Origin of the sequence: Collinsella sp. 4_8_47FAA (assembly GCF_000763055.1) — a bacterium.
In the GTDB taxonomy this organism is placed as follows: Bacteria; Actinomycetota; Coriobacteriia; order Coriobacteriales; family Coriobacteriaceae; genus Collinsella.
On record NZ_KN214136.1, the window covers coordinates 90558 to 109784 of the forward strand.

15 protein-coding genes, 1 pseudogene and 1 riboswitch are annotated in these 19227 nt (G+C 60.0%); of the genes and pseudogenes, 8 read left to right on the forward strand and 8 right to left on the reverse strand.

Annotated features, from left to right (window positions below; genetic code table 11):
• The 3 genes and pseudogenes from HMPREF9463_RS11155 to thiC form a co-directional block, all read right to left on the reverse strand.
• Positions 1–347, reverse strand: a pseudogene (locus tag HMPREF9463_RS11155) (helix-turn-helix domain-containing protein); the annotation flags it as partial.
• Between the two features lie 80 nt (positions 348–427).
• The gene (thiD, locus tag HMPREF9463_RS06780) at positions 428–1258 is read right to left on the reverse strand and encodes a bifunctional hydroxymethylpyrimidine kinase/phosphomethylpyrimidine kinase (protein ID WP_035137988.1); all 831 of its coding nucleotides are present in this window, start codon (positions 1256–1258) and stop codon (positions 428–430) included.
• Positions 1259–1435: 177 nt separating this feature from the next.
• Positions 1436–2770, reverse strand: coding sequence for a phosphomethylpyrimidine synthase ThiC (gene thiC, locus HMPREF9463_RS06785; RefSeq protein ID WP_035137990.1), 1335 nt, complete (start codon positions 2768–2770; stop codon positions 1436–1438).
• Positions 2763–2878, reverse strand: a riboswitch (TPP riboswitch). (Overlaps the previous gene by 8 nt.)
• 63 nt (positions 2879–2941) lie before the next feature.
• On the opposite strand from thiC, the gene HMPREF9463_RS06790 reads away from it, so the two are divergent.
• Positions 2942–3457, forward strand: a complete 516-nt coding sequence (locus HMPREF9463_RS06790) for a hypothetical protein (protein ID WP_035137991.1) — start codon at positions 2942–2944, stop codon at positions 3455–3457.
• A gap of 63 nt (positions 3458–3520) precedes the next feature.
• Here the strand turns inward: HMPREF9463_RS06790 and HMPREF9463_RS06795 are convergent, their stop codons facing one another.
• Together HMPREF9463_RS06795 and HMPREF9463_RS06800 are read right to left on the reverse strand one after the other, a co-directional pair.
• A complete protein-coding gene (locus tag HMPREF9463_RS06795) occupies positions 3521–4330 on the reverse strand; it encodes a YaaA family protein (protein WP_035137993.1) in 810 nt (269 codons plus the stop codon).
• A gap of 102 nt (positions 4331–4432) precedes the next feature.
• A complete protein-coding gene (locus HMPREF9463_RS06800) occupies positions 4433–5830 on the reverse strand; it encodes an aminopeptidase (protein WP_035137995.1) in 1398 nt (465 codons plus the stop codon).
• Positions 5831–5996: 166 nt separating this feature from the next.
• Here HMPREF9463_RS06800 and polA point away from each other — a divergent pair, with 166 nt between their 5' ends.
• The gene (gene polA, locus HMPREF9463_RS06805) at positions 5997–8747 is read left to right on the forward strand and encodes a DNA polymerase I (protein ID WP_035137997.1); all 2751 of its coding nucleotides are present in this window, start codon (positions 5997–5999) and stop codon (positions 8745–8747) included.
• 267 nt (positions 8748–9014) lie between these two features.
• Here the strand turns inward: polA and HMPREF9463_RS06810 are convergent, their stop codons facing one another.
• On the reverse strand, positions 9015–9842 hold the full coding sequence (locus tag HMPREF9463_RS06810; protein ID WP_035137999.1) for a Cof-type HAD-IIB family hydrolase: 828 nt from the start codon (positions 9840–9842) through the stop codon (positions 9015–9017).
• A 555-nt stretch (positions 9843–10397) separates the two neighbouring features.
• Between HMPREF9463_RS06810 and HMPREF9463_RS06815 the strand changes: the two genes are divergently transcribed.
• The 4 genes from HMPREF9463_RS06815 to ndk all read left to right on the forward strand — a co-directional run bounded on the left by HMPREF9463_RS06815 (position 10398) and on the right by ndk (position 14366).
• Positions 10398–11624, forward strand: coding sequence for an argininosuccinate synthase (locus HMPREF9463_RS06815; RefSeq protein ID WP_035138001.1), 1227 nt, complete (start codon positions 10398–10400; stop codon positions 11622–11624).
• A 233-nt stretch (positions 11625–11857) separates the two neighbouring features.
• Positions 11858–12028 carry a hypothetical protein gene (locus tag HMPREF9463_RS10925; RefSeq protein WP_156961417.1) on the forward strand — a complete coding sequence of 57 codons (171 nt, stop codon included), beginning with the start codon at positions 11858–11860 and terminating at the stop codon, positions 12026–12028.
• Between the two features lie 118 nt (positions 12029–12146).
• Positions 12147–13577, forward strand: a complete 1431-nt coding sequence (gene argH, locus HMPREF9463_RS06820) for an argininosuccinate lyase (RefSeq protein ID WP_035138004.1) — start codon at positions 12147–12149, stop codon at positions 13575–13577.
• 384 nt (positions 13578–13961) lie between these two features.
• Entirely contained in the window at positions 13962–14366 is a 405-nt protein-coding gene (gene ndk / locus HMPREF9463_RS06825) for a nucleoside-diphosphate kinase (RefSeq protein WP_035138006.1), read from the forward strand.
• Positions 14367–14517: 151 nt separating this feature from the next.
• Here ndk and rpiB read toward each other — a convergent pair whose 3' ends face one another.
• Positions 14518–14985 carry a ribose 5-phosphate isomerase B gene (rpiB, locus tag HMPREF9463_RS06830; RefSeq protein ID WP_035138007.1) on the reverse strand — a complete coding sequence of 156 codons (468 nt, stop codon included), beginning with the start codon at positions 14983–14985 and terminating at the stop codon, positions 14518–14520.
• Between the two features lie 272 nt (positions 14986–15257).
• Between rpiB and HMPREF9463_RS06835 the strand changes: the two genes are divergently transcribed.
• The gene (locus HMPREF9463_RS06835) at positions 15258–16577 is read left to right on the forward strand and encodes an L-cysteine desulfidase family protein (protein ID WP_035138008.1); all 1320 of its coding nucleotides are present in this window, start codon (positions 15258–15260) and stop codon (positions 16575–16577) included.
• Positions 16578–16770: 193 nt separating this feature from the next.
• Here the strand turns inward: HMPREF9463_RS06835 and HMPREF9463_RS06840 are convergent, their stop codons facing one another.
• Positions 16771–17529 carry an HAD family hydrolase gene (locus tag HMPREF9463_RS06840; RefSeq protein WP_035138010.1) on the reverse strand — a complete coding sequence of 253 codons (759 nt, stop codon included), beginning with the start codon at positions 17527–17529 and terminating at the stop codon, positions 16771–16773.
• 315 nt (positions 17530–17844) lie between these two features.
• On the opposite strand from HMPREF9463_RS06840, the gene rpsA reads away from it, so the two are divergent.
• Positions 17845–19011, forward strand: a complete 1167-nt coding sequence (gene rpsA, locus HMPREF9463_RS06845; RefSeq protein WP_022095232.1) for a 30S ribosomal protein S1 — start codon at positions 17845–17847, stop codon at positions 19009–19011.
• The last annotated feature ends 216 nt before the right edge of the window (positions 19012–19227 follow it).

Sequence of the window (19227 nt, forward strand, 5' to 3'; positions counted from 1 at the left end):
CCGCAGCGCCNCGGTCGCGCCCTCGCGTAGAGCCTGCACCAGCGCTCCAGCGGGGACTTCGACCTGATCCCGAACTCGGCCATAGCGTCGGCCTTCGCCATCCCGCCGTCGACCACGGCCGACGCCGCGGCGACCCTCTGCTCGAATGTGTACCTGGATTGTTTCCCGCCCATGGACAGCAGCGCCTCGCTTCCGAACGCCCGGTATACCCACTGCCATTCTCTCACGGTCTCGCGGGGGACGGACAGGGCCTCGGCCGCCGGCTTGCAGCCGACGCCGGCGTCGAAGAGCTCGACGGCCCGCCTCCTGGACTCCAGGTCGTGCTTCACCCTGAGGTCTATACTCATGGAAAACCTCCCATTTCCCGATGTCCAAGAAATGGGAGGCAGTTCACTGTCCCCTTTGCGGTGGTTTTGGGCTGCGAATCTTAATACTGCCACATGTGATTGACGGGGCCGGAGCCTTTGCCCATGTCAAAGCCGGCGGCGAGAGCGCCCGTTAGGTAGGCCTTGCCGGCGTTGACGGCATCGGCAAGATCCATGCCCTGGGCCAGCGCGCAGGCGATGGCGGACGAGAGCGTGCAGCCGGTGCCATGTGTGTTGCCGGTCTCGATGCGCTTGTGGCGGAACCACGTGGTGAGCGGATCGCCCAGATGGTTGCCCTCGTCATCGAGCGGCGCGGGCTCCGCCAGAACGTCGTTGGCCTCGTTGACAAAATGTCCGCCTTTAACCAGAGACGCGCATCCAAAGCGGCGGGTGAGAAGCATGGCGGCATTTTGCTGAGTGCGCTCGGAATCGACCTCATAATCGAGCAACGCCATGGCCTCGGGAATATTGGGCGTGATGACGGTCGCCAGTGGGAACAGGCGGCGTGTAAGTGCTTCGGCGGCGTCCTCTGCGATCAGGCGAGCGCCCGAGGTGGCGACCATAACGGGATCGACGACGATATTTTGTGCGTCCCAGGCGCTCAGGCGGTCGGCGATAACCTCGATAATCTCGGCAGAGGAAACCATGCCGATCTTGACGGCGCTGGGTCGGATATCATCAAAAACGGTATCGATCTGCGCCGCGACAATATCCGGGGAGATGTTCTGCACAGCAGTGACGCCGAGCGTGTTTTGTGCGGTTATGGCCGTGATGGCCGTCTCGGCATACAGACGGTGCGCCGTGATGGTCTTGATGTCGGCCTGAATGCCGGCACCGCCGCTGGAATCGGATCCTGCGATGGATAGAACGGCGGGTACCTTACTGCGATCCATGTTCGCTCCCTTGTTCGGTCGGATTCAAATGGGTCTTCTGCCTGCATTATAAAGTTGCCCGGGCCGGCTGTATGCCGATCCCGGGCGGGTAGTGCAATCTTTACGCAAACGCAAGCAAATGTTCACATGTCAACAATTGACGAACACCTTGTGGCCGTTTGTGGCTCCGGTGACGAGTTAGTCCTCCATGCCGAGGTCGATCGTCGTGCCTTCGAACACCTTGTTAACGGTGCGGACGGCGCACATCTTGCCACACATGGTGCAAGTGCCCTCGGTGGCGGCAGGGGATTCCTCGTAGCGCTTCTTGCCGGTGACCGGGTCGAGCGCGCACTTCCACATGGCGTCCCAGTCGAGCTTGCGGCGTGCCTGGCCCATCTTGTCGTCCATGTCGCGGGCGTGGGGCACCTTCTTGGCGATGTCGGCGGCGTGTGCGGCAATCTTGGTGGCCATGAGGCCGTCGAGCACATCCTGGGCGTTAGGCAGGCATAGGTGCTCGGCCGGCGTCACGTAGCACAGGAAGTCGGCGCCGGAGCTGGCGGAGATAGCGCCGCCGATGGCTGCGGTGATGTGGTCGTAACCCACGCCGATATCGGTCACCAGCGGCCCGAGCACATAGAACGGGGCGTTGTGGCACAGACGCTTCTGCAGCTTCATATTGGCGGCGATCTCGTCGAGCGCCATGTGGCCCGGGCCCTCGACCATAACCTGGACGCCGGCGGCCCATGCGCGCTTGCACAGCTTGCCCAGCTCGATCATCTCGGCGGTCTCGGTGGCGTCGTTGGAGTCGTAGAGGCAGCCCGGGCGGCAGGAGTCGCCGAGCGAAATCGTCACGTCGTACTCGTGGCAGATTTCGAGCAGCTCGTCAAAGTACTCGTAGAAGGGGTTTTCGTTGCCGGTGACCTCCATCCAGCCAAACAGCAGCGAGCCGCCGCGGCTGACGATGTTCATGAGACGGCCGGTCTCCTTAAAGGTTTTGGTGACCGATTTGTTGATGCCGCAGTGGATGGTCATAAAGTCCACGCCGTCCTCGGCGTGCGCGCGCACGACCTCGAAAAGGTCGTCCTTAGTAAGATTGACCAGCGGCTTTTCCATGTAGCCGATGGCGTCGTACATGGGGACGGTACCCACCATGAGCGGCGTCTCGTCGATGAGCTGCTGGCGGAACTGGCGCGTCTTGCCCGAGTTGGAGAGGTCCATGATGGCGTCGGCGCCAAAGTCCTCGGCGATCTTGACCTTCTTCCATTCCTCGGCGGCATCGGCCTTGTCGCCTGAGATACCCAGGTTGACGTTGACCTTGGTGGACAGGCCCTCGCCGACACCAAAGGCGCGCATGCCCTTTTTGATATGCACGATGTTGGCGGGAATGGCGATGCGTCCGTCTGCCACGCGCTCGCGGATGTATTCGGGGTCGCGATGCTCGCGATCGGCGACCTCCTTCATCTGCGGTGTGATCTGCCCGGCGCGGGCGAAGTCGATTTGCGTGACGAGCTTGGGCTCGGTCTGTGTGCTCATTGGCACGGCTCCCTTCGTTGGCATTACCCATATCAGGTTTGCGGGTCAGGGCGGGCGCGCCCAGTCTCAGCCTGCCGTCTTGTCCTGCAAGCTCCCCGTTTATGTGGTGGGCTCAAGTATAGCTCGAATGGGTACGATTGACGCGATGAGCATGTCCGTGGGGAGGCGAACATGGAAGACGAGCATCTATATCGAGAGACGCAGTGGGATGTGTCGGCCGAGGAAGGCCGTGCCCATCAAGGGCTGGTCGCAATTGGTTTTGCGGTGCTTGCCGTGCTGGTGATTGCCTTTTTTATCTGGACGTTTGGCGGGCGTGGGAGAGCTGCCTGGACGTTTGAGGCGGACGATGGCCTGCCGATAATGACGGTGAAGGTCGCGGGTGGCAATACCGTTGCCGCGCCGGGCGACTATTGGTATCCGCGCGACGAGTTTGTGCAACTGCAGCTGAGCGGTGGGTCCATTCCAGGCGAAGAAATCGAACGCGTGACGTTTGACGTGGCGCTCAAAACGCTCACGGTGAAGCTCAAAGATCAAGGAGATGTGCCCACGACCATGGATATCGCCCTGACGGAATGGCGCCTGGAGCCTCCATCGGGTGTTGCGGTGTCCGAGGTTGAGCACGTTAAGGTTGCCTACCAAGATGGCTCGACAAGCGAGATTGCCAAGGCAGACGGCTTGGCGGAATAGCGGGATGTTCACCGAATGTCATGAAAGCATGCCGAGGTGGAGTTCGGCGCTGGCGACAGGCTTTTAGAATGCCTGCTCGTTGATGAAGACCAGGCTATCTGGGGACGAGAGCTCGGGGACATAGCGGTAGCCAAGGTTGAACTCGGTAAGACCGGCGGCGTCCTCGACCTTGTTTTCCGCCATCCAGCGGACCATCGAACCGCGTGCCTTTTTGCTGGCGGTCGATCGCTGGATGGGCTTATCGTTGCGGACGCCTTCGCCAAAAAAGCAGGTGATAACCGTTGTATCCTGTGCAGCATGGGGCAGGACGGCTTTGGCGTATTCCACGCTGGCAAGGTTGACGATAGTGTTGTCGGAACCGGCCGGCGCAATTGCCTGCGCAAGTCGATTCCCCCAGAAGGCATAGAGATCGCGAGCGCCGTCGACGGAGAGCTTCGCCCCCATTTCGAGCCGATAGGGCGACACGCCGTGGAAGGGGCGCACGCACCCGTAGAGGCCGGAGAGGATCCACAGATGGTCTTGCAGCCATGCGAGCTGCGCGGAATCCATCACCTCGGGTGCCATGCTCTGGTATTGAATGCCGTGATAGGACATGACGGCAGGGGAGAGGTGACGGGCGAGTGCGGGATTGTCGAGATCGCCGTTTTTCAGGATGGGCTCGAACTCATGCAGGGTGCTGAGGCAAGACCCCAGCAGTTTGTCACTCACGTTCCACAACGCCTGCAGGCCGCCGCTGCCTTCATTCCGCTCGATATCTAGCAGTGCACGGTGGAGGCGAGCCGTCTCGCGCACAAAGTGTGGAATGCCCAGGACTTCAAAAGCATCTTGGGCCGCGCGCATCTGTTTGGCGGGCGAAATGATGACTTGAAGCATAGACTCTCCTCTGCCAAAAAAGTTGCGGTGGAATACGGTCTGTTTTGGCCGTTTATGGGCCAGTTTAGTCCGTATTCCACCGCAAGTTATGGGTGGGGTGGATTAGGCGCGCTCGAGGAAGGCTTTGTAGCCGCGGTAGGCCTCGTAGATGTCGGCCTTGTTGGCGACCTCCCACAGGGCGTGCATGGACAGGACGGCAACGCCGGAGTCGATGACGTTCATGCCGTACTTGGCCATGATGTAGGCAATGGTGCCGCCGCCGCCCGCGTTGACGCGACCGAGCTCACAGGTCTGGAAGTCCACGCCGGCCTCGTCCATGATGTCGCGGACGAGGGCCACGTACTCGGCATCGGCGTCGTTGGAGCCGCCCTTGCCGCGGCTGCCCGTGTACTTGTTAAAGCACAGGCCACGACCCATAAAGGCTGCGTTTTTAGTCTCGAACTTGCCGGCATAGCCCGGGTCGAAGCCGGCGGACACGTCGGAGGAGAGCATGCGGCTGCGGGCGAGTGCGCGGCGCAGGGCCAGCGGGCTATCCTCGCCGGCGAGCGTCATGATCTCGGCGACGGTGTTCTCGAAGAAGCGGCTCGTCATACCGGTGGCACCCACGGAGCCGATCTCCTCCTTGTCGACGATGAGTGTGATGCTTGTGCGCTCCACGTTGGCGACGTCGATCTGGGCGAGCATGGAGGGGTAGGCGCAGACGCGATCGTCGTGGCCATAGCCCAGAATCATGGAGCGGTCGAGGCCCATGTCACGGGCGGGACCGGCGGGCACGACCTCGATCTCGGCGGAGAGGAAGTCCTCCTCCTCGACGTCGTACTGCTCCTTGAGGATGTCCAGGAACATCTGCTTGACGGGCTCCTTGGGGGCGTTCTTGTCGTCCTCATCGAACTTGACGGGACGGCCGCCCACGATCACGTCGAGGATCTCGGCGTCGACGGCGTCCTTGGCGGGCTTGGCCATCTGCTCGCTCGAGAGGTGGATCAACAAGTCGGAGATGGTAAAGACCGGATCGTCGGCCTTGTCGCCGATGTTGATGTCGACGGTGGTGCCGTCCTTTTTGCAGATGACGCCCACGAGTGCAAGCGGGGAGGCCACCCAGTGGTAGCTCTTGACGCCACCGTAGTAGTGCGTGTCGAGGTAGGCCATGTCGCCGGCCTCGAAGGCGGGATTCTGCTTAAGGTCCAGGCGCGGCGAGTCCACGTGGGCGCCCAGGATGTTAAAGCCCTGCTCGAGCGGGGCGGTGCCCAGGTTGACGAGCATAAGGTCCTTGCCGTGGTTGGCGGCGTACACCTTGTCGCCTGCCTTGAGCTCGCGGCCTTCGGCGATCACGGTCTCCAGGTCGACGTATCCTGCCTTTTCGGCCATCTTGATGCCGGTCTTGACGCACAGGCGCTCGGTCTTGTTTTCGCTTAAAAACTGCTTATAGCCGCGGCAAAGCTCCTCGAGCTCCTCGACTTGCTGTGGCGTGTACTTTTTCCATGCGCAGGGACGCTCCATGACGCAGGCTCCTTTCGGATCGATCGTGCTGGTTGATGTACCGTGAGCCATCGTATCACGCGCGGGCTCACGGTGGCGGGGGAGCTTGATGTGAGGTGGCCGCGGGGCGGGGAGCGTGTAAACTGGAGTGAGCAAACCGTACCCAGCCCAAAGCGAGGTATTTAAAATGTCTGACAAGCGCCGCACTTTTGCCGTTATCGACGGCAACTCGCTCATGCATCGCGCCTTCCACGCCGTGCCGCCGACCATGAACGCGCCGGACGGTCGCCCCACCAACGCGATCTTTGGCTTTCTGAACATGTTTCTTAAGATGATCGATGCCTTTAACCCCGACGGTGTGGTCGTGGCGTTTGATAAGGGCAAGCCGCGCGTGCGCATGGAGATGCTGCCGCAGTATAAGGCGCAGCGCCCGCCCATGGACCCCGACCTGCACGTGCAGTTCCCTATGATCAAGGAGCTGCTCACCGCGCTCAACGTGCCGATTCTGCAGTCTGAGGGCTGGGAAGGCGACGATATCCTGGGAACCATGGCGCGCCTGGGTGAGGAGGCCGGCTGCGACATGCTGCTGGTGACTGGCGACCGCGACATGTATCAGCTTGTGACCGAGCACGTCAACGTGGTCTCGACCCGCAAGGGCCTGTCCGACGTGGCGATTATGACGCCCGAGAGCGTGGATGACCTGTATCACGGCATTACGCCGGCGCTCGTGCCCGATTTTTACGGTCTAAAGGGCGATACGTCGGACAACATTCCCGGCGTACCGGGCATCGGCCCCAAAAAGGCGAGCGCGCTCATCGCACAGTACGGCAGCTTGGACGGGGTCATCGCGCATGCCGACGAGGTCAAGGGCAAGATGGGCGAGAACCTACGTGCGCATATCGACGATGCCTTGCTGAGCCGCAAGGTTGCGACCATCCGCACCGATGCGCCTGTCGAGCTCGACTTTGACGAAACGTCCTTCCCGACGTTTTCTGCCGACGAAGTCTCCGCGGCGCTGGGCGCACTCGGCATTACGGCCATGCAGAACCGTTTCTTGTCGCTGATCGGTGGCGAGGGTGGGGCTGCGGCCACTGTCAGCACGTTTGAGATACCCGCGGTTTCGCGCGCTGCCGCCGGCGATGCCGAGGCGCTCATTGTCGCTGCCGCCGAGATCTCTCGCGCGATCGAGGCAGGCGAGTGGATTGCCGCTGTGGTGGACGATGACAAGGAGGAGGGCGCGCTTTTTGGCTTGACGCGCACGCTGTGGCTGGCGACGTCCAAGGGCCTGTTCGCGCTCGAGGAGGGCGACAGCTGTGCGGCGGCTGAAGTTGAGGGCTTCAACTTCGCCCACGGCGTGATCGCCGGCGTGCTTGCGCGCCTGTTTATGGAGGGCTGCGTGGCGAGCCCGGATACGAAGGCTCTGCTGCATGAGCTTTCGCCCATCGATTCTTCCGAGCCTGAGCTCATGGATCCGCTGGCAATCGATTCCACGCGCATCTTCGATACCGTGGTTGCCGCCTATCTGTTGGATTCCGACCGCTCCGAGTTTGACGAAGCGTATCTGGCTGATACCTATCTGCAGATGGCGCTGCCTGCGGTGCGCGGTGCAGAGGGCGCCGGCGAGGACGCTCCTGCGCCCGCCGCTCGCACGGTGGCCTTGACGTTGGCGCTGGTCGCACCGCTGCGCGACCGCATGGCCCGCGAGAACGCCGCCAACGTGTTCGATGGGATCGAGATGCCGCTCGTGCCGGTGCTTGCCAAGATGGAGCGCGCGGGCATGCTTGTAGACCCCGACCGTCTGCATAGTCTGTCCGAGGGGCTTGCTACCCAGATTGCCGAGGTCGAGCGCAGCATTCGCGACCTAGCCGGCGACGAAACCTTTAACATCGGCAGCCCCATGCAGCTCTCGCATGTGCTGTTTGACGTCATGGGGCTTCCGACCAAGGGCCTCAAAAAGACCAAGCGCGGCTACTATTCGACCAACGCCAAGGTGCTGAGCGACCTTGCCCGCGACCACGAAATCGTGCGTCTGATTTTGGACTGGCGTGAGAAGTCCAAGATCAAGTCCACCTATCTGGACACACTGGGCCCGCTACGCCGTGGTGACGGTCGCGTACACACTACGTACAACCAGACCATCACCGCGACGGGGCGTCTGTCCTCGAGCGACCCGAACCTGCAGAACATCCCGACGCGCTCGGAGCTGGGTCGTACCGTCAAGACGGCGTTTTCGGCAGGCGAGGGAAGTGTCTTTTTGGCGGTGGACTACTCGCAGATCGAGCTGCGTCTGCTGGCGCATCTCTCGGGCGATGAGCACCTGGTGCGCGCCTTTAACGAGGGCGAGGACTTCCATGCCGAGACGGCGGCGCGCGTGTTTGGTGTGCCGGTGTCCGAGGTAACACCCGACCTGCGCAGTCGCGCCAAGGCCGTGAACTTTGGCATCGTGTACGGTCAGCAGGCCTATGGCCTGTCGCAGTCGCTGCATATCTCGATGGCCGAGGCGCGCGACATGATCGACCGCTACTACGAGGCCTACCCAGGCGTGCGCACGTTCCTCGACAACGTGGTGGCACGTGCCAAGCAGACGGGCTACGCCGAGACCATGTACGGCCGCCGTCGCCATATTCCGGAACTCAAGGCTAAAAATCCGCAACTCCGCGGCTTTGGCGAGCGCACGGCCATGAACCACCCCATGCAGGGCACCGCCGCCGACATCATCAAGATCGCGATGGCCCGCGTAAGCCGCCGCCTGGAAGAAGAGGGCTTTGCTGCCCACATGATTCTGCAGGTACACGACGAACTGGACTTTGAGTGCCCCGTCGAAGAAGTCGAGCGCCTGACCACCATGGTCCAAGACGTCATGGAACATGTCGTAGACCTACGCGTACCCCTAATCGCCGAAGCCAGTACCGGCATAACCTGGGCTGACGCTAAATAGGGAAGCGCCCACAATTCCAAAGTAACCAAAAGCAGAAGGGGGCTCCTTGCCAACAAGGAGCCCCCTTCATTCCAAAAAATCAGCCAAGTATCTAGACGCCAAGACGCCATTCAGGCGGCAAGCAAGTCAACGTAGCCATGCCCGGGGCCGGCCGTTTGATTTTTGTAGATTCCGCACGAGCCGAAGAGCACTTAATGTGCTCTTCGAGCGAGCCCAGGACCTGACCGAACAAAAATCAAACGGCCGGCCCCGGGCATGGCGGCGAGTTTAACGAGCCGCCAGGATGGCGTCGATGAGCGTCAGTACGCCCCCGTCGTTGTTGCTCGGAATGCGCCACTTGGCATGCGCGTTCATATGCTCCTCGGCGTTGTCCACGATAAAGCTGTGCCCGACGCGCTCCAGCATGGGGATATCGTTGTAGGTGTCGCCCACGGCGGCCGCGTCGGCGATATCGATGCCCAGGTGATCGCACAGGTGCGCGACGCCGGCGCCCTTGTCGACGCCCAGGTTCATAAAGTCGATCCACTCGCGGCCCGCATTGGTGACATAGAGTCGGTCCGAGAATGCCGGGCTGTAGTCCTCGCGAAACGCTGGCTCGGCATCGTAGGCGGGGAAGAAGATCGAAATCTTGTTGGACTCGATATCAAGGCCCTCAAAGGTGTCGACGTAGTTGATCGTGTTGTAGTACACGCTGATCTCGTCGTGGTACTGATGGTCGCGGGCGAGCACATAGAACTCGTCGTAGCAGCACAGGACGGGAACGGCGCGCGGGTCCTCCGAGGCACGAGCGAGCACCTGCTGATACAGCGCCACATCGATGTTGCTCTTATAGATATAGTTGCCGCGATAGATGACGCAGGCTCCGTTGTCGGGACAAAAAGCAAGGCGGTTTTTGATGCTCTCGAACATCTCCTCGAGCTTGGGGGCGGGACGTCCGCTGGCGGGGCAGAATACGATGCCGGCGTCGGCGAGCTTGTCCAGGCGCTCATCGAGACCCTGTGGTAACACGCGCTCGTCGGTGAGAAGCGTCTTGTCCATATCAACGGCGAGAATCTTAATGCTGCCGATATTGGCGTCCGATTCGTAAGTTTGCATAAAAGTGAGCCTTTCGTTTCGAGATTGTTTCAGACGTTATAACCATCAACTCGTAGTCGGGCGTATTTTCGCAGGATTGGCGCGTATTTGCATCACTATTCACAAACTAATGAAAAATCTTTTCAGAAATTTGAATTTGTCGCTTGTGCTGCGGGCACTTTAGCGTAATATAGCGACCATCGAAAACGGAGACGGAAAAACAACCGCTTACCGAGGAAAAGGTACCGTTTACGATATTAGAATTGCGCCCGGCGATAGGTGAAAGGAGAGGCAGATGCAGTTCGTAAAGATCATCACCACTGCAGACAATGCCATCCGACGCCAGCGCGCAATTTCCCGACGACGATAACAATCGTCTCTGTCCGCATGGGGCGCAATGCCTCAACAGAGTCATTTTGAGGTCGTTGGGTTCTAAGCACGACATAGCCGCATGTTTCTAGGGCATGCCTGTGATGCATTCTGCTGAATAACCTGATATTGCACGGTTTTTGACCTCAAGGTGACTTGCAACTGACCGATGTTCTAACTAGCTACCAAGGGCGAAAGGAAACAGCCATGAGCAAGGAAAAAGTCGTTCTCGCATATTCCGGTGGTCTTGATACATCCGTATGTGTCAAGTGGCTCCAGGACGAGAAGAATCTCGATGTCGTTTGTGTCTGCGGTAACGTGGGCCAGGAAGAGACCGGACTGGATGCCAAGAAGCAGAAGGCGCTCGACCTGGGCGTTCTCGATTGCCAGGTGCTCGACCTGCGCGACGAGTTCTCCGATGAGTTCCTGACTAAGGCCATCGCAGCAAACTCCATGTACGAGAACAAGTATCCGCTGCTCTCCGCCCTGTCTCGCCCGCTGCTTGCAAAGAAGCTTGTTGAGGTCGCCCACGAGTTTGGCGCGACCTACGTCGCCCACGGCTGCACCGGCAAGGGTAACGACCAGGTCCGTTTTGAGGCCGCCGTCAAGGCCCTCGACCCCGAGCTCAAGGTTATCGCCCCGGTTCGCGAGTGGGACCTGAAGTGCCGTCCCGACGAGGTCGCCTATGCACACGCCCACAACGTGCCGGTTCCCGAGGGTGCCAACGACAACCCCTACTCTATCGACGACAACCTGTGGGGTCGTGCCATTGAGTGCGGTCACCTGGAGGATCCCTGGAACGAGCCGCTCGACGACGCTTGGGTTATGACCAAGAACCCCGAGGACACGCCGGACACCCCGACCTACACCGAGATTGAGTTTGAGGCCGGCAAGCCCGTCGCCGTTGACGGCAAGAAGATGAAACTCTCCGAGATCGTCATCGCCCTCAACAAGATCTCCGGCGACAATGGCTTTGGCCGTCTCGATCTGGTCGAGGATCGCTTGGTGGGCCTTAAGAGCCGCGAGTGCTACGAGGTTCCCGGCGCCCTGACGCTCATCACCGCCCACAAGGCGCTCGAGGACATCTGCGTTGAGGGTGACCTGCTCAAGACCAAGATCAAGCTCGAGCAGGATTGGGCCACCGCCGTGTACAACGGCCAGTGGTACAGCCCGCTCAAAAACGCGCTCGATGCCTTTATGGCCGATACCCAGAAGTTCGTGACCGGCACTGTCCGCCTGAAGTTCTTTAAGGGCAACTGCCATGTCGTCGGCCGCAAGAGCCCCTTCAGCCTCTACGACTACGGTCTGGCTACCTACGACCGCGACACCACGTTTGACGAGAAGGCCAGCGCCGGCTTTATCGAGATCGATACGCTGTCGCTCAAGACGTGGGCAAAGGTCCAGGGCCCCAGCTCTGCTGCCGCCCAGGCCTAGCGCCTCCTTCCCTTGGTATCCGCGCGGCCCATCCGCGTGATACATAACGGGCGCACGGGGTCCCTACCTTTCGTTATGCTTGCTGACACTTCTTAACATCGGTGGCCCCTACGTTCCGCCCGCATATATGATGCCGCGTCTGCGGCTGAGTCCGAGCCCCGCCGGGGTTGTCCGGCGGGGCTCCTTCTATCAATTTGGCGGCTCTGCGCCTATATATATGAGGAGTATCCATTATGTTCAATGCTTTCGCGCATGCTTTACTTGCCCTCGCGCCCGAGTTCGATGCTGCAAAGGTCGAGGACGTTCCTATGAGCCTAAAGGCCTGGATCGATGGTTCGCAGGGCAACATCCGGAGGGAGACGTTGGGCGCCAAGTGCATGGCGCGTCACTTCTTTGCAAATTAGCTACATGGCTCCGCACACGGTTGGGAATGTGTAAAACTAGCGGTTGAAAAATCGCTTTAGCGATATGGCGCATTGCTTTGGGCGCTTGTTTTGGTATTTGGAGAAAGGGGACGGTTCCATGGCTCTTTGGGGCGGTCGTTTTGAGGCAGGCGTGGCCGAGGTCACGCAGGAATTTGGCGCGTCGTTGCCGGTCGACAAACATCTCTATAAGCAGGATATCGCCGGCTCTAAGGCGCATGCCAAAATGCTGGCGGCCCAGGGCATCATCAGTGCTGAGGACGAGCAGGCGATTGCCAAAGGCCTGACCGGAATCGAACAGGATATCGATGCCGGCAACTTCACCTTCGACATCAACGACGAAGACATTCATATGTCCATCGAGAGCGAGCTGACGCGTCGCATCGGCGAGGCCGGTAAGCGCTTGCATACCGGACGTTCGCGCAACGACCAGGTGGCGACCGACACACGCCTGGGCGTCAAGGCGCTGGCCAAGGAGCTCATGGAGGCCAATCTTGAGCTGCGCCATGTGCTGGTGGATGCGGCCAAGAAGTACGACAAGGTGATTCTGCCGGGCTACACGCACATGCAGCACGCTCAGCCCGTGCTGCTGTCGCATCATCTGCTGGCGTATTCCTGGATGTTCGCGCGCGACTTTACGCGCCTGAAGGCCGCCTTTGATGCCGCCGACAACTGCCCGCTGGGTGCTGCCGCGCTTGCCGGTACGAGCTATCCGCTCGATCGCCAGATGACGGCTGCCGAACTTGGCTTTGCGGGCGTGATTCCCAACTCGCTCGATGCGGTTTCCGACCGTGATTTCCTGCTCGATCTGCATTACGCCGGCTCCGTCATGGCCATGCACCTGTCGCGTCTTTCCGAGGAGATCGTGCTGTGGTCGAGCTCCGAATTTGGCTTTATCACGCTTTCAGACTCCTACTCCACCGGCTCGTCTATCATGCCGCAGAAGAAGAATCCCGACTTTGCCGAGCTTATTCGCGGCAAGAGCGGCCGTGTGTATGGCAACCTGGTGCAGCTGCTCGTGACCATGAAGGGCCTGCCGCTTGCTTATAACAAGGACTTGCAGGAGGACAAGGAGGGCGCGCTCGATACCGCCCATACGCTCATGCAGTGCCTGTCGGTTATGGCCGGTATGATTTCGACTTGGGCCGTCAACGAGGATGCCATGGCGCGCGAGTGCGGCGTGGGTCACCTTGCCGCCACCGATGTTGCCGATTACCTGGCTAAGCGTGGTCTGCCGTTCCGCGAGGCTCATGCCGTGGTGGGGCATCTGGTTCTGATGTGTGAGAAGTGCGGCTGCAATCTTGAGGACCTGCCGTTTGAGGTGTTCCAGGAGGCAAACCCGCTCTTTGAGCGCGACATTACCGAGGCGCTCGACATCCCGTCGATTGTCGCCGCGCGTACGACCGAGGGCGGCACCGCCCCTGCCGCCGTTGCCGTGCAGCTTGAGCGCGCCGAGGCACAGCTCGTGACTGACGAGGGTGTGTTTGGGTCACTGACTAAGGTCGTCGAGATGGGCCACGGGGTAAAGTAGGGATTTGGCTGAAGCCGTTTTGGCCATTTATTGATAAATCGTTTTCACTTTACGGGCGCCTGCTGATGTGGGCGCCCGTATTTTGTTGCTATGGGGGAGGGGCTTGTCGAGAACTTCTGTAGGACCTTTGGGCAGGTTGTGAAGGGGTACGTTCGCGGGCGGCAACCGACCGCCTGCTCTGTTCGATGCGGTTGATGGGCGGTCGGATGGTACTCTAATCGGGCTTCGAAACAGAAGTGACACATATGGAGCGCTTTAATAAATTGCAACGTTTCAATAAACAGCTTTTTGTTTAACTGCAGCTAAAACTCTGTTACGATGCAGTCCAGGCGGGTGCCGGAATGGGACTTGGGCACGCGCGAACCTACTTGAAAGGCTACTTTTATGGCTATCGAGAAGACCTTCATCATGATTAAGCCCGACGCCGTGCGCGACCGCAAGATCGGCGAGATCGTTGCTCGCATTGAGCGCAGCGGCCTTGTCATCGAGCGCATGGAGATGACCACGCTCGAGCGCGCTACCGTCGAGGAGCACTACGCCCATCTGGCCGACAAGCCCTTCTTTGGCGGTCTCTGCGACTTTATGACGAGCGGTCCGGTCGTCAAGATGGTCGTTTCCGGTCTCTCCGCTGTTGCTAAGATGCGCACCCTCATGGGCGCTACCAACCCGCTTGAGGCTGCTCCTGGTACCATCCGCGGCGACTTTGCCGTCGATGTCAACGCCAACGTGATCCATGGCTCCGACTGCCTGGAGAACGCCGAGATTGAGATCAAGCGCTTCTTTGGCTAAACCAGCTTTGACTCCTTAAAGCTGTTAGCGTGTGGCTTGGGCGCCGCGGAACTCCATCCGCGGTGCCCTTTTATTCCAAAATCTATGCAGGGGCCCGCTCGGACATGTGTTCCGAGCGGGCCCCTGCTGTTAGCTTGTGGCACTGAATAGTTTAGGCTTCGTCGACGATCTTAAGGCCGCGCGTGTGATCGATCTCGTTGAGGAGGTTAACGCGACGCTCGTGACGACCGCCCTCAAACTCGGCGTCGAGCCACTCGTCGACAATCATCTTGGCGAGCTCGGAGCCCACGACGCGGGCGCCAAAGGCGAGCACGTTGGTATTGTTGTGCATGCGGGAGAGCTTGGCGCTGAAGGGCTCGGAGCACACAACGGCGCGTACGCCCTCGACCTTGTTGGCAGCCAAGCTAATCCCGACACCGGTGCCACAGATGAGGATGCCCAGGTCGACGTCGCCGTTGGCAACGGCCTTACCCACCTTGTAGCCGGCGATGGGGTAGTCAAAGCTCTCGGAGGTGTCGGTGCCAAAGTTCACGACCTCGCAGCCGCGCTCCTTCAGGTGCTCGGAAATGATGTTCTTGAGCTCGACGGCGGCGTGGTCGTTACCGATACCGATCTTCATGGATGGTTCCTCTCTGGTCTGTGCGGCGCAAATGCTAAAGGTGTTTACCGCGTTCGACTGCATGATAGCGCGACTTTTGCGTAAACGCTCGGGCGTTTTTTGGTCAAACGCTTTAGCATGCAACAAGACCGGCTTCTCGTGAATGAATGTCGTCAGTTTGCGCTTGAGCGCCGTCTGCCGGAACCATGGTTGCGGTTTTTGATGCATTGTTATCAAATAAAAGAACTAATTATTTTCGAGAGCCCAGTCCGTTATACAAGTAGGAGATACCTATGCCTACCGATTCCCTTCGTGATGCCGCGTTTTGCGATGTTTTGAACCGCGAGCTTGTCTGTGCGCTCGGCTGCACCGAGCCCATTGCCGTTGCCTATGCAGCGGCACTGGCGAGCCAGACGCTCGGTTGCGAGCCCGATCATATGGACGTTGCCTGCTCGGGCAACATCATCAAGAACGTTAAGAGCGTGACCGTGCCCAACTCGGGTGGTATGCACGGTATTGAGGCGGCAGCCGTGCTGGGTGCCGTGGGTGGCGACGCTAAGAGCGCTCTCGAGGTGCTCGAGAGCGTTAACGATGAAGACCGTGCACGCGTGGCCGAGCTCCTCGCCGACGCCGGCTACTGCGATGTGTCGCTTGTCGAGGGTGTGCCCAACCTCTACATCAAGGTGACTGCCACGGCCGGGGGCCATACCGCGGTCGTCGAGATTACCGATCATCACACCAATGTCACGTGCCATACGCTCGACGGTATTCCGGTATGCGGCAAGTCGGCGGGGGAGTGTGCCGCCTGCGCCGAGCGTGTGGTGGCCGAGCGGGCGGCGGATAAGGCCGACACGCCCATGTCGATTGAGTCCATCATCGACTTTATTGAGGACGGCGACATTGAGGACGCCCGCGCTGCCGTTGAGCGTCAGATTGAGCTGAATGGCGCAATCAGTACCGAGGGCCTTGCGCACGCTTGGGGCGCCGAGGTGGGTCGTACGCTGCTGGGTGCTCGTGCCGATGACGTCGCCTGCCGTGCCCGTGCCCGTGCGGCCGCCGGGTCCGACGCCCGCATGAACGGCTGCGCGCTGCCGGTCGCCATTGTGTGCGGCTCGGGCAATCAGGGCATTACCTGCGCATTGCCCGTCATGGAGTATGCCGAGTACCTGCGTTGCGACCACGAGCGCCTGGTGCGCGCCGTGATGCTGTCCGATCTTATCGCCGTGCATATCAAGAGCTATATTGGTGCGCTCTCGGCGTTTTGCGGTGCTATTTGCGCCGCGTGCGGCGCCGGCGCCGCGATTACCTGGCTGTGCGGTGGCACGCGCGAGCAGATTGGCGCGACGGTTTCGAACACGCTCGGCAACGTGGGCGGCATCGTGTGCGATGGCGCCAAGGCGAGCTGTGCTGCCAAGATCTCGGCTGCCGTCGATGCGGCGATTCTGGGCCATGATATGGCCATGCAGGGTCGCGGCTTCCGCGCCGGCGAGGGCCTGATCCAAGATACCGTTGAGCAGACAATCGCCAGTATGGGCTACGTAGGCCGCGTGGGCATGAAGGACACCGACGTCGAGATCCTCAACATCATGATCGGCAAAACCCAGGTTTGTTAGTTACGCGGTTTTACCAAACCGCGTAACCGGTCGACGCTGCAAACGCCCCTAAGCGGCAATCTACCTTTCAATCGTCGGGCATGGCCAGAAGGCCTATGCCCTCCTCTTTCAAGGCACATTGCTCGCTTAGGGGCGTTTTCGCTGGCTTATGCTCAACCTGCGGCGTTGTTTTGTTTGGAGCGAGTGAGGGGTTCTATGACAGTTCGTTGGCTATTTGGTGTTCGTAGAAGGCTTCGATTACGGCGTTGAAGTCGCGGGCGAAGTCTTCCATGGTTCCGCGCCAGGTGGCTCGACTGGGCTTGCCCTGGCCCACAAAGGCGGTTTGGATGCCGCAATCGGGGGACGGGAAGTCGCGTTTGGGATCGTTGCCCACCATAAGGACCTCGTGTGGCTCGAGCCCCATCACCTGAAGCTGCTCTAGATAGTAGGTGGCATCAGGCTTGCAGCGGGTAGCGTTTCCCATGTGCGTGACGAGCTCAAAGGGGGCGTCAGCCAGGTCGCCCCAACCCATGCGGCATTCGATGGCCCCCTGGGGAAAGCTGGGGTTGGTAAAGAGCGCGTAGCGCAGCCCTGCGTCCTGTACGGCCTGGAGCGCGGCGTGTGCGCCCGGCATGGCGTGGGCGTTAATGATATCGTCGTTCTTGTACGGAAGAACTTCGCGCTCGTAGTAGGTAAACGCCTCGTAGATGAGGGGATCGGAGAGGCAGATCCCGCATCGGCGCTCGACCTCTTCTTGGTAAAACTCAAGATTGGTGCGGTTGTCCGTGCCGCTGCGGCGATTGGCGTTGAGGTCGACCAGGATGGTGCCGAGGCGTGCCATCGTGCCACCGCGGCTGCGGCGGCCGATATCCGCGAGCATCGAAGAGACATCCTTAAAATAGCGAAGGATGAACGCGTTGAGGTTGATGCTGAGAAGCGTCTCGTCCATATCGAAAACGACTGCTTTGAGCACGCGGGCACCTTTCTCGTAAATTTGATCTAGAGTCGTTGGCTCCGGATACTTTACCCCAAAGCCGAATGCCTGGCTGGTTATCGTCAAGTTGCGGAGACGTGTGTTCATAAGATTACGAAAAAGTCTCCACACGAGTAAAAAATCGCAGTTCACGCTTGAAATCGAACTCATTTCCCCGTAACCTATACGAACGTGATTGCATAAGCGTCACATTAGTATCTGTCGGCTCCCGAGTGTTCCTAAACGTTGTGTGCTTGTCGCACCCTTCTGTAGGTCCTAGCAATCGGGGCCCCGTAGTTCGAAAGGGGTCCACCTTTGAGTGAGATTCAGAACTCGTCCATTTTCTCTCTTGACGATGTCAACGAGGAGGAGATGAACAACCTCATCGACGGTACGATTACCGACTTTGATGAGGGCGATCTCGTTAACGGCACTGTCGTTAAGATCGAGCATGACGAGGTGCTCGTTGACATCGGATTCAAGTCCGAGGGCGTTATCCCGGTCCGCGAGCTGTCCATCCGCAAGGACGCTAACCCTGCAGACATCGTTGCACTCGGTGATCCCATCGAGGCTCTGGTTCTCCAGAAGGAGGACAAGGACGGTCGTCTGGTCCTGTCCAAGAAGCGTGCCGAGTACGAGCGTGCTTGGAACCGCATCGAGGAGAAGTTCAACTCCGGCGAGAACGTCGAGGGCGAGGTTATCGAGGTTGTCAAGGGCGGCCTGATCCTCGACATCGGCCTGCGTGGCTTCCTGCCTGCTTCCCTCGTCGACCTCCGTCGCGTCAAGGACCTCACCTCTTACATGGGCACCCGCATCGAGGCTCGCGTCATCGAGATGGACCGTAACCGCAACAACGTCGTCCTCTCCCGTCGCGTCGTGCTCGAGGAGTCCCGTAAGGCCGAGCGCTCCGAGATCCTGTCCAAGCTCAAGTCTGGTATGCGTCTCCAGGGCACCGTTTCCTCCATCGTCGACTTCGGCGCCTTCGTCGACCTCGGCGGTATCGACGGCCTCATCCACATCTCCGAGCTCTCCTGGAACCACGTCAACCATCCTTCCGAGGTTGTCAAGGTCGGCCAGGAGGTCGAGGTCGAGGTTCTCGACGTCGATCTCAACCGCGAGCGCATCTCCCTGGGTCTCAAGCAGACCACCGAGGATCCGTGGCGTGCACTGGTCAAGAAGTACCCCGTCGGCGCTATCGTCGAGGGCACTGTGACCAAGCTTGTCCCGTTCGGCGCTTTCGTCGATCTGGGCGAGGGCATCGAGGGCCTGGTGCACATCTCCGAGATGGCCAACAAGCACGTCGATCAGCCTTCTCAGGTCACCCACGTGGGCGACAAGGTTCAGGTCAAGGTCATGGAGATCGACCTCGACCGTCGTCGTATCTCCCTGTCCATGAAGTCCGCTGCTGAGACCCTGGGCGTCGAGATCGAGGTTACCCCGCTGCCTTCCGAGAAGAAGGACGAGGAGACCGACGCCGAGTAAATCGGTTTGACGATCACTTGTTTTAAGGGATCCGTCCGTAATGGACGGGTCCCTTTTTGCATTTGGTGCCGAGATACGCGATGCTGCCCATGCTGTACACAGGCTATTTGGTTGTCGGTGCATGAAAAAATGCCGACATCCCGCCTCGGGGAGGAGGCGGGAACGCACCGAGTAGACGGAGGGGTGCGGAGCGCGGTCGCGTCTCGACTGACGACA

Bases quoted from the DNA above. Each gene is read 5' to 3' on its own strand.
- HMPREF9463_RS06810 (WP_035137999.1), bottom strand. From the start codon at position 9,842: ATGCAAACTTACGAATCGGACGCCAATATCGGCAGCATTAAGATTCTC.
- argH (WP_035138004.1), top strand. From the start codon at position 12,147: ATGGCTCTTTGGGGCGGTCGTTTTGAGGCAGGCGTGGCCGAGGTCACG.
- thiC (WP_035137990.1), bottom strand. From the start codon at position 2,770: ATGAGCACACAGACCGAGCCCAAGCTCGTCACGCAAATCGACTTCGCC.
- HMPREF9463_RS06800 (WP_035137995.1), bottom strand. From the start codon at position 5,830: ATGGAGCGTCCCTGCGCATGGAAAAAGTACACGCCACAGCAAGTCGAG.
- HMPREF9463_RS06835 (WP_035138008.1), top strand. From the start codon at position 15,258: ATGCCTACCGATTCCCTTCGTGATGCCGCGTTTTGCGATGTTTTGAAC.
- thiD (WP_035137988.1), bottom strand. From the start codon at position 1,258: ATGGATCGCAGTAAGGTACCCGCCGTTCTATCCATCGCAGGATCCGAT.
- polA (WP_035137997.1), top strand. From the start codon at position 5,997: ATGTCTGACAAGCGCCGCACTTTTGCCGTTATCGACGGCAACTCGCTC.
- HMPREF9463_RS06790 (WP_035137991.1), top strand. From the start codon at position 2,942: ATGGAAGACGAGCATCTATATCGAGAGACGCAGTGGGATGTGTCGGCC.
- ndk (WP_035138006.1), top strand. From the start codon at position 13,962: ATGGCTATCGAGAAGACCTTCATCATGATTAAGCCCGACGCCGTGCGC.
- HMPREF9463_RS06795 (WP_035137993.1), bottom strand. From the start codon at position 4,330: ATGCTTCAAGTCATCATTTCGCCCGCCAAACAGATGCGCGCGGCCCAA.
- HMPREF9463_RS10925 (WP_156961417.1), top strand. From the start codon at position 11,858: ATGTTCAATGCTTTCGCGCATGCTTTACTTGCCCTCGCGCCCGAGTTC.
- HMPREF9463_RS06815 (WP_035138001.1), top strand. From the start codon at position 10,398: ATGAGCAAGGAAAAAGTCGTTCTCGCATATTCCGGTGGTCTTGATACA.
- rpiB (WP_035138007.1), bottom strand. From the start codon at position 14,985: ATGAAGATCGGTATCGGTAACGACCACGCCGCCGTCGAGCTCAAGAAC.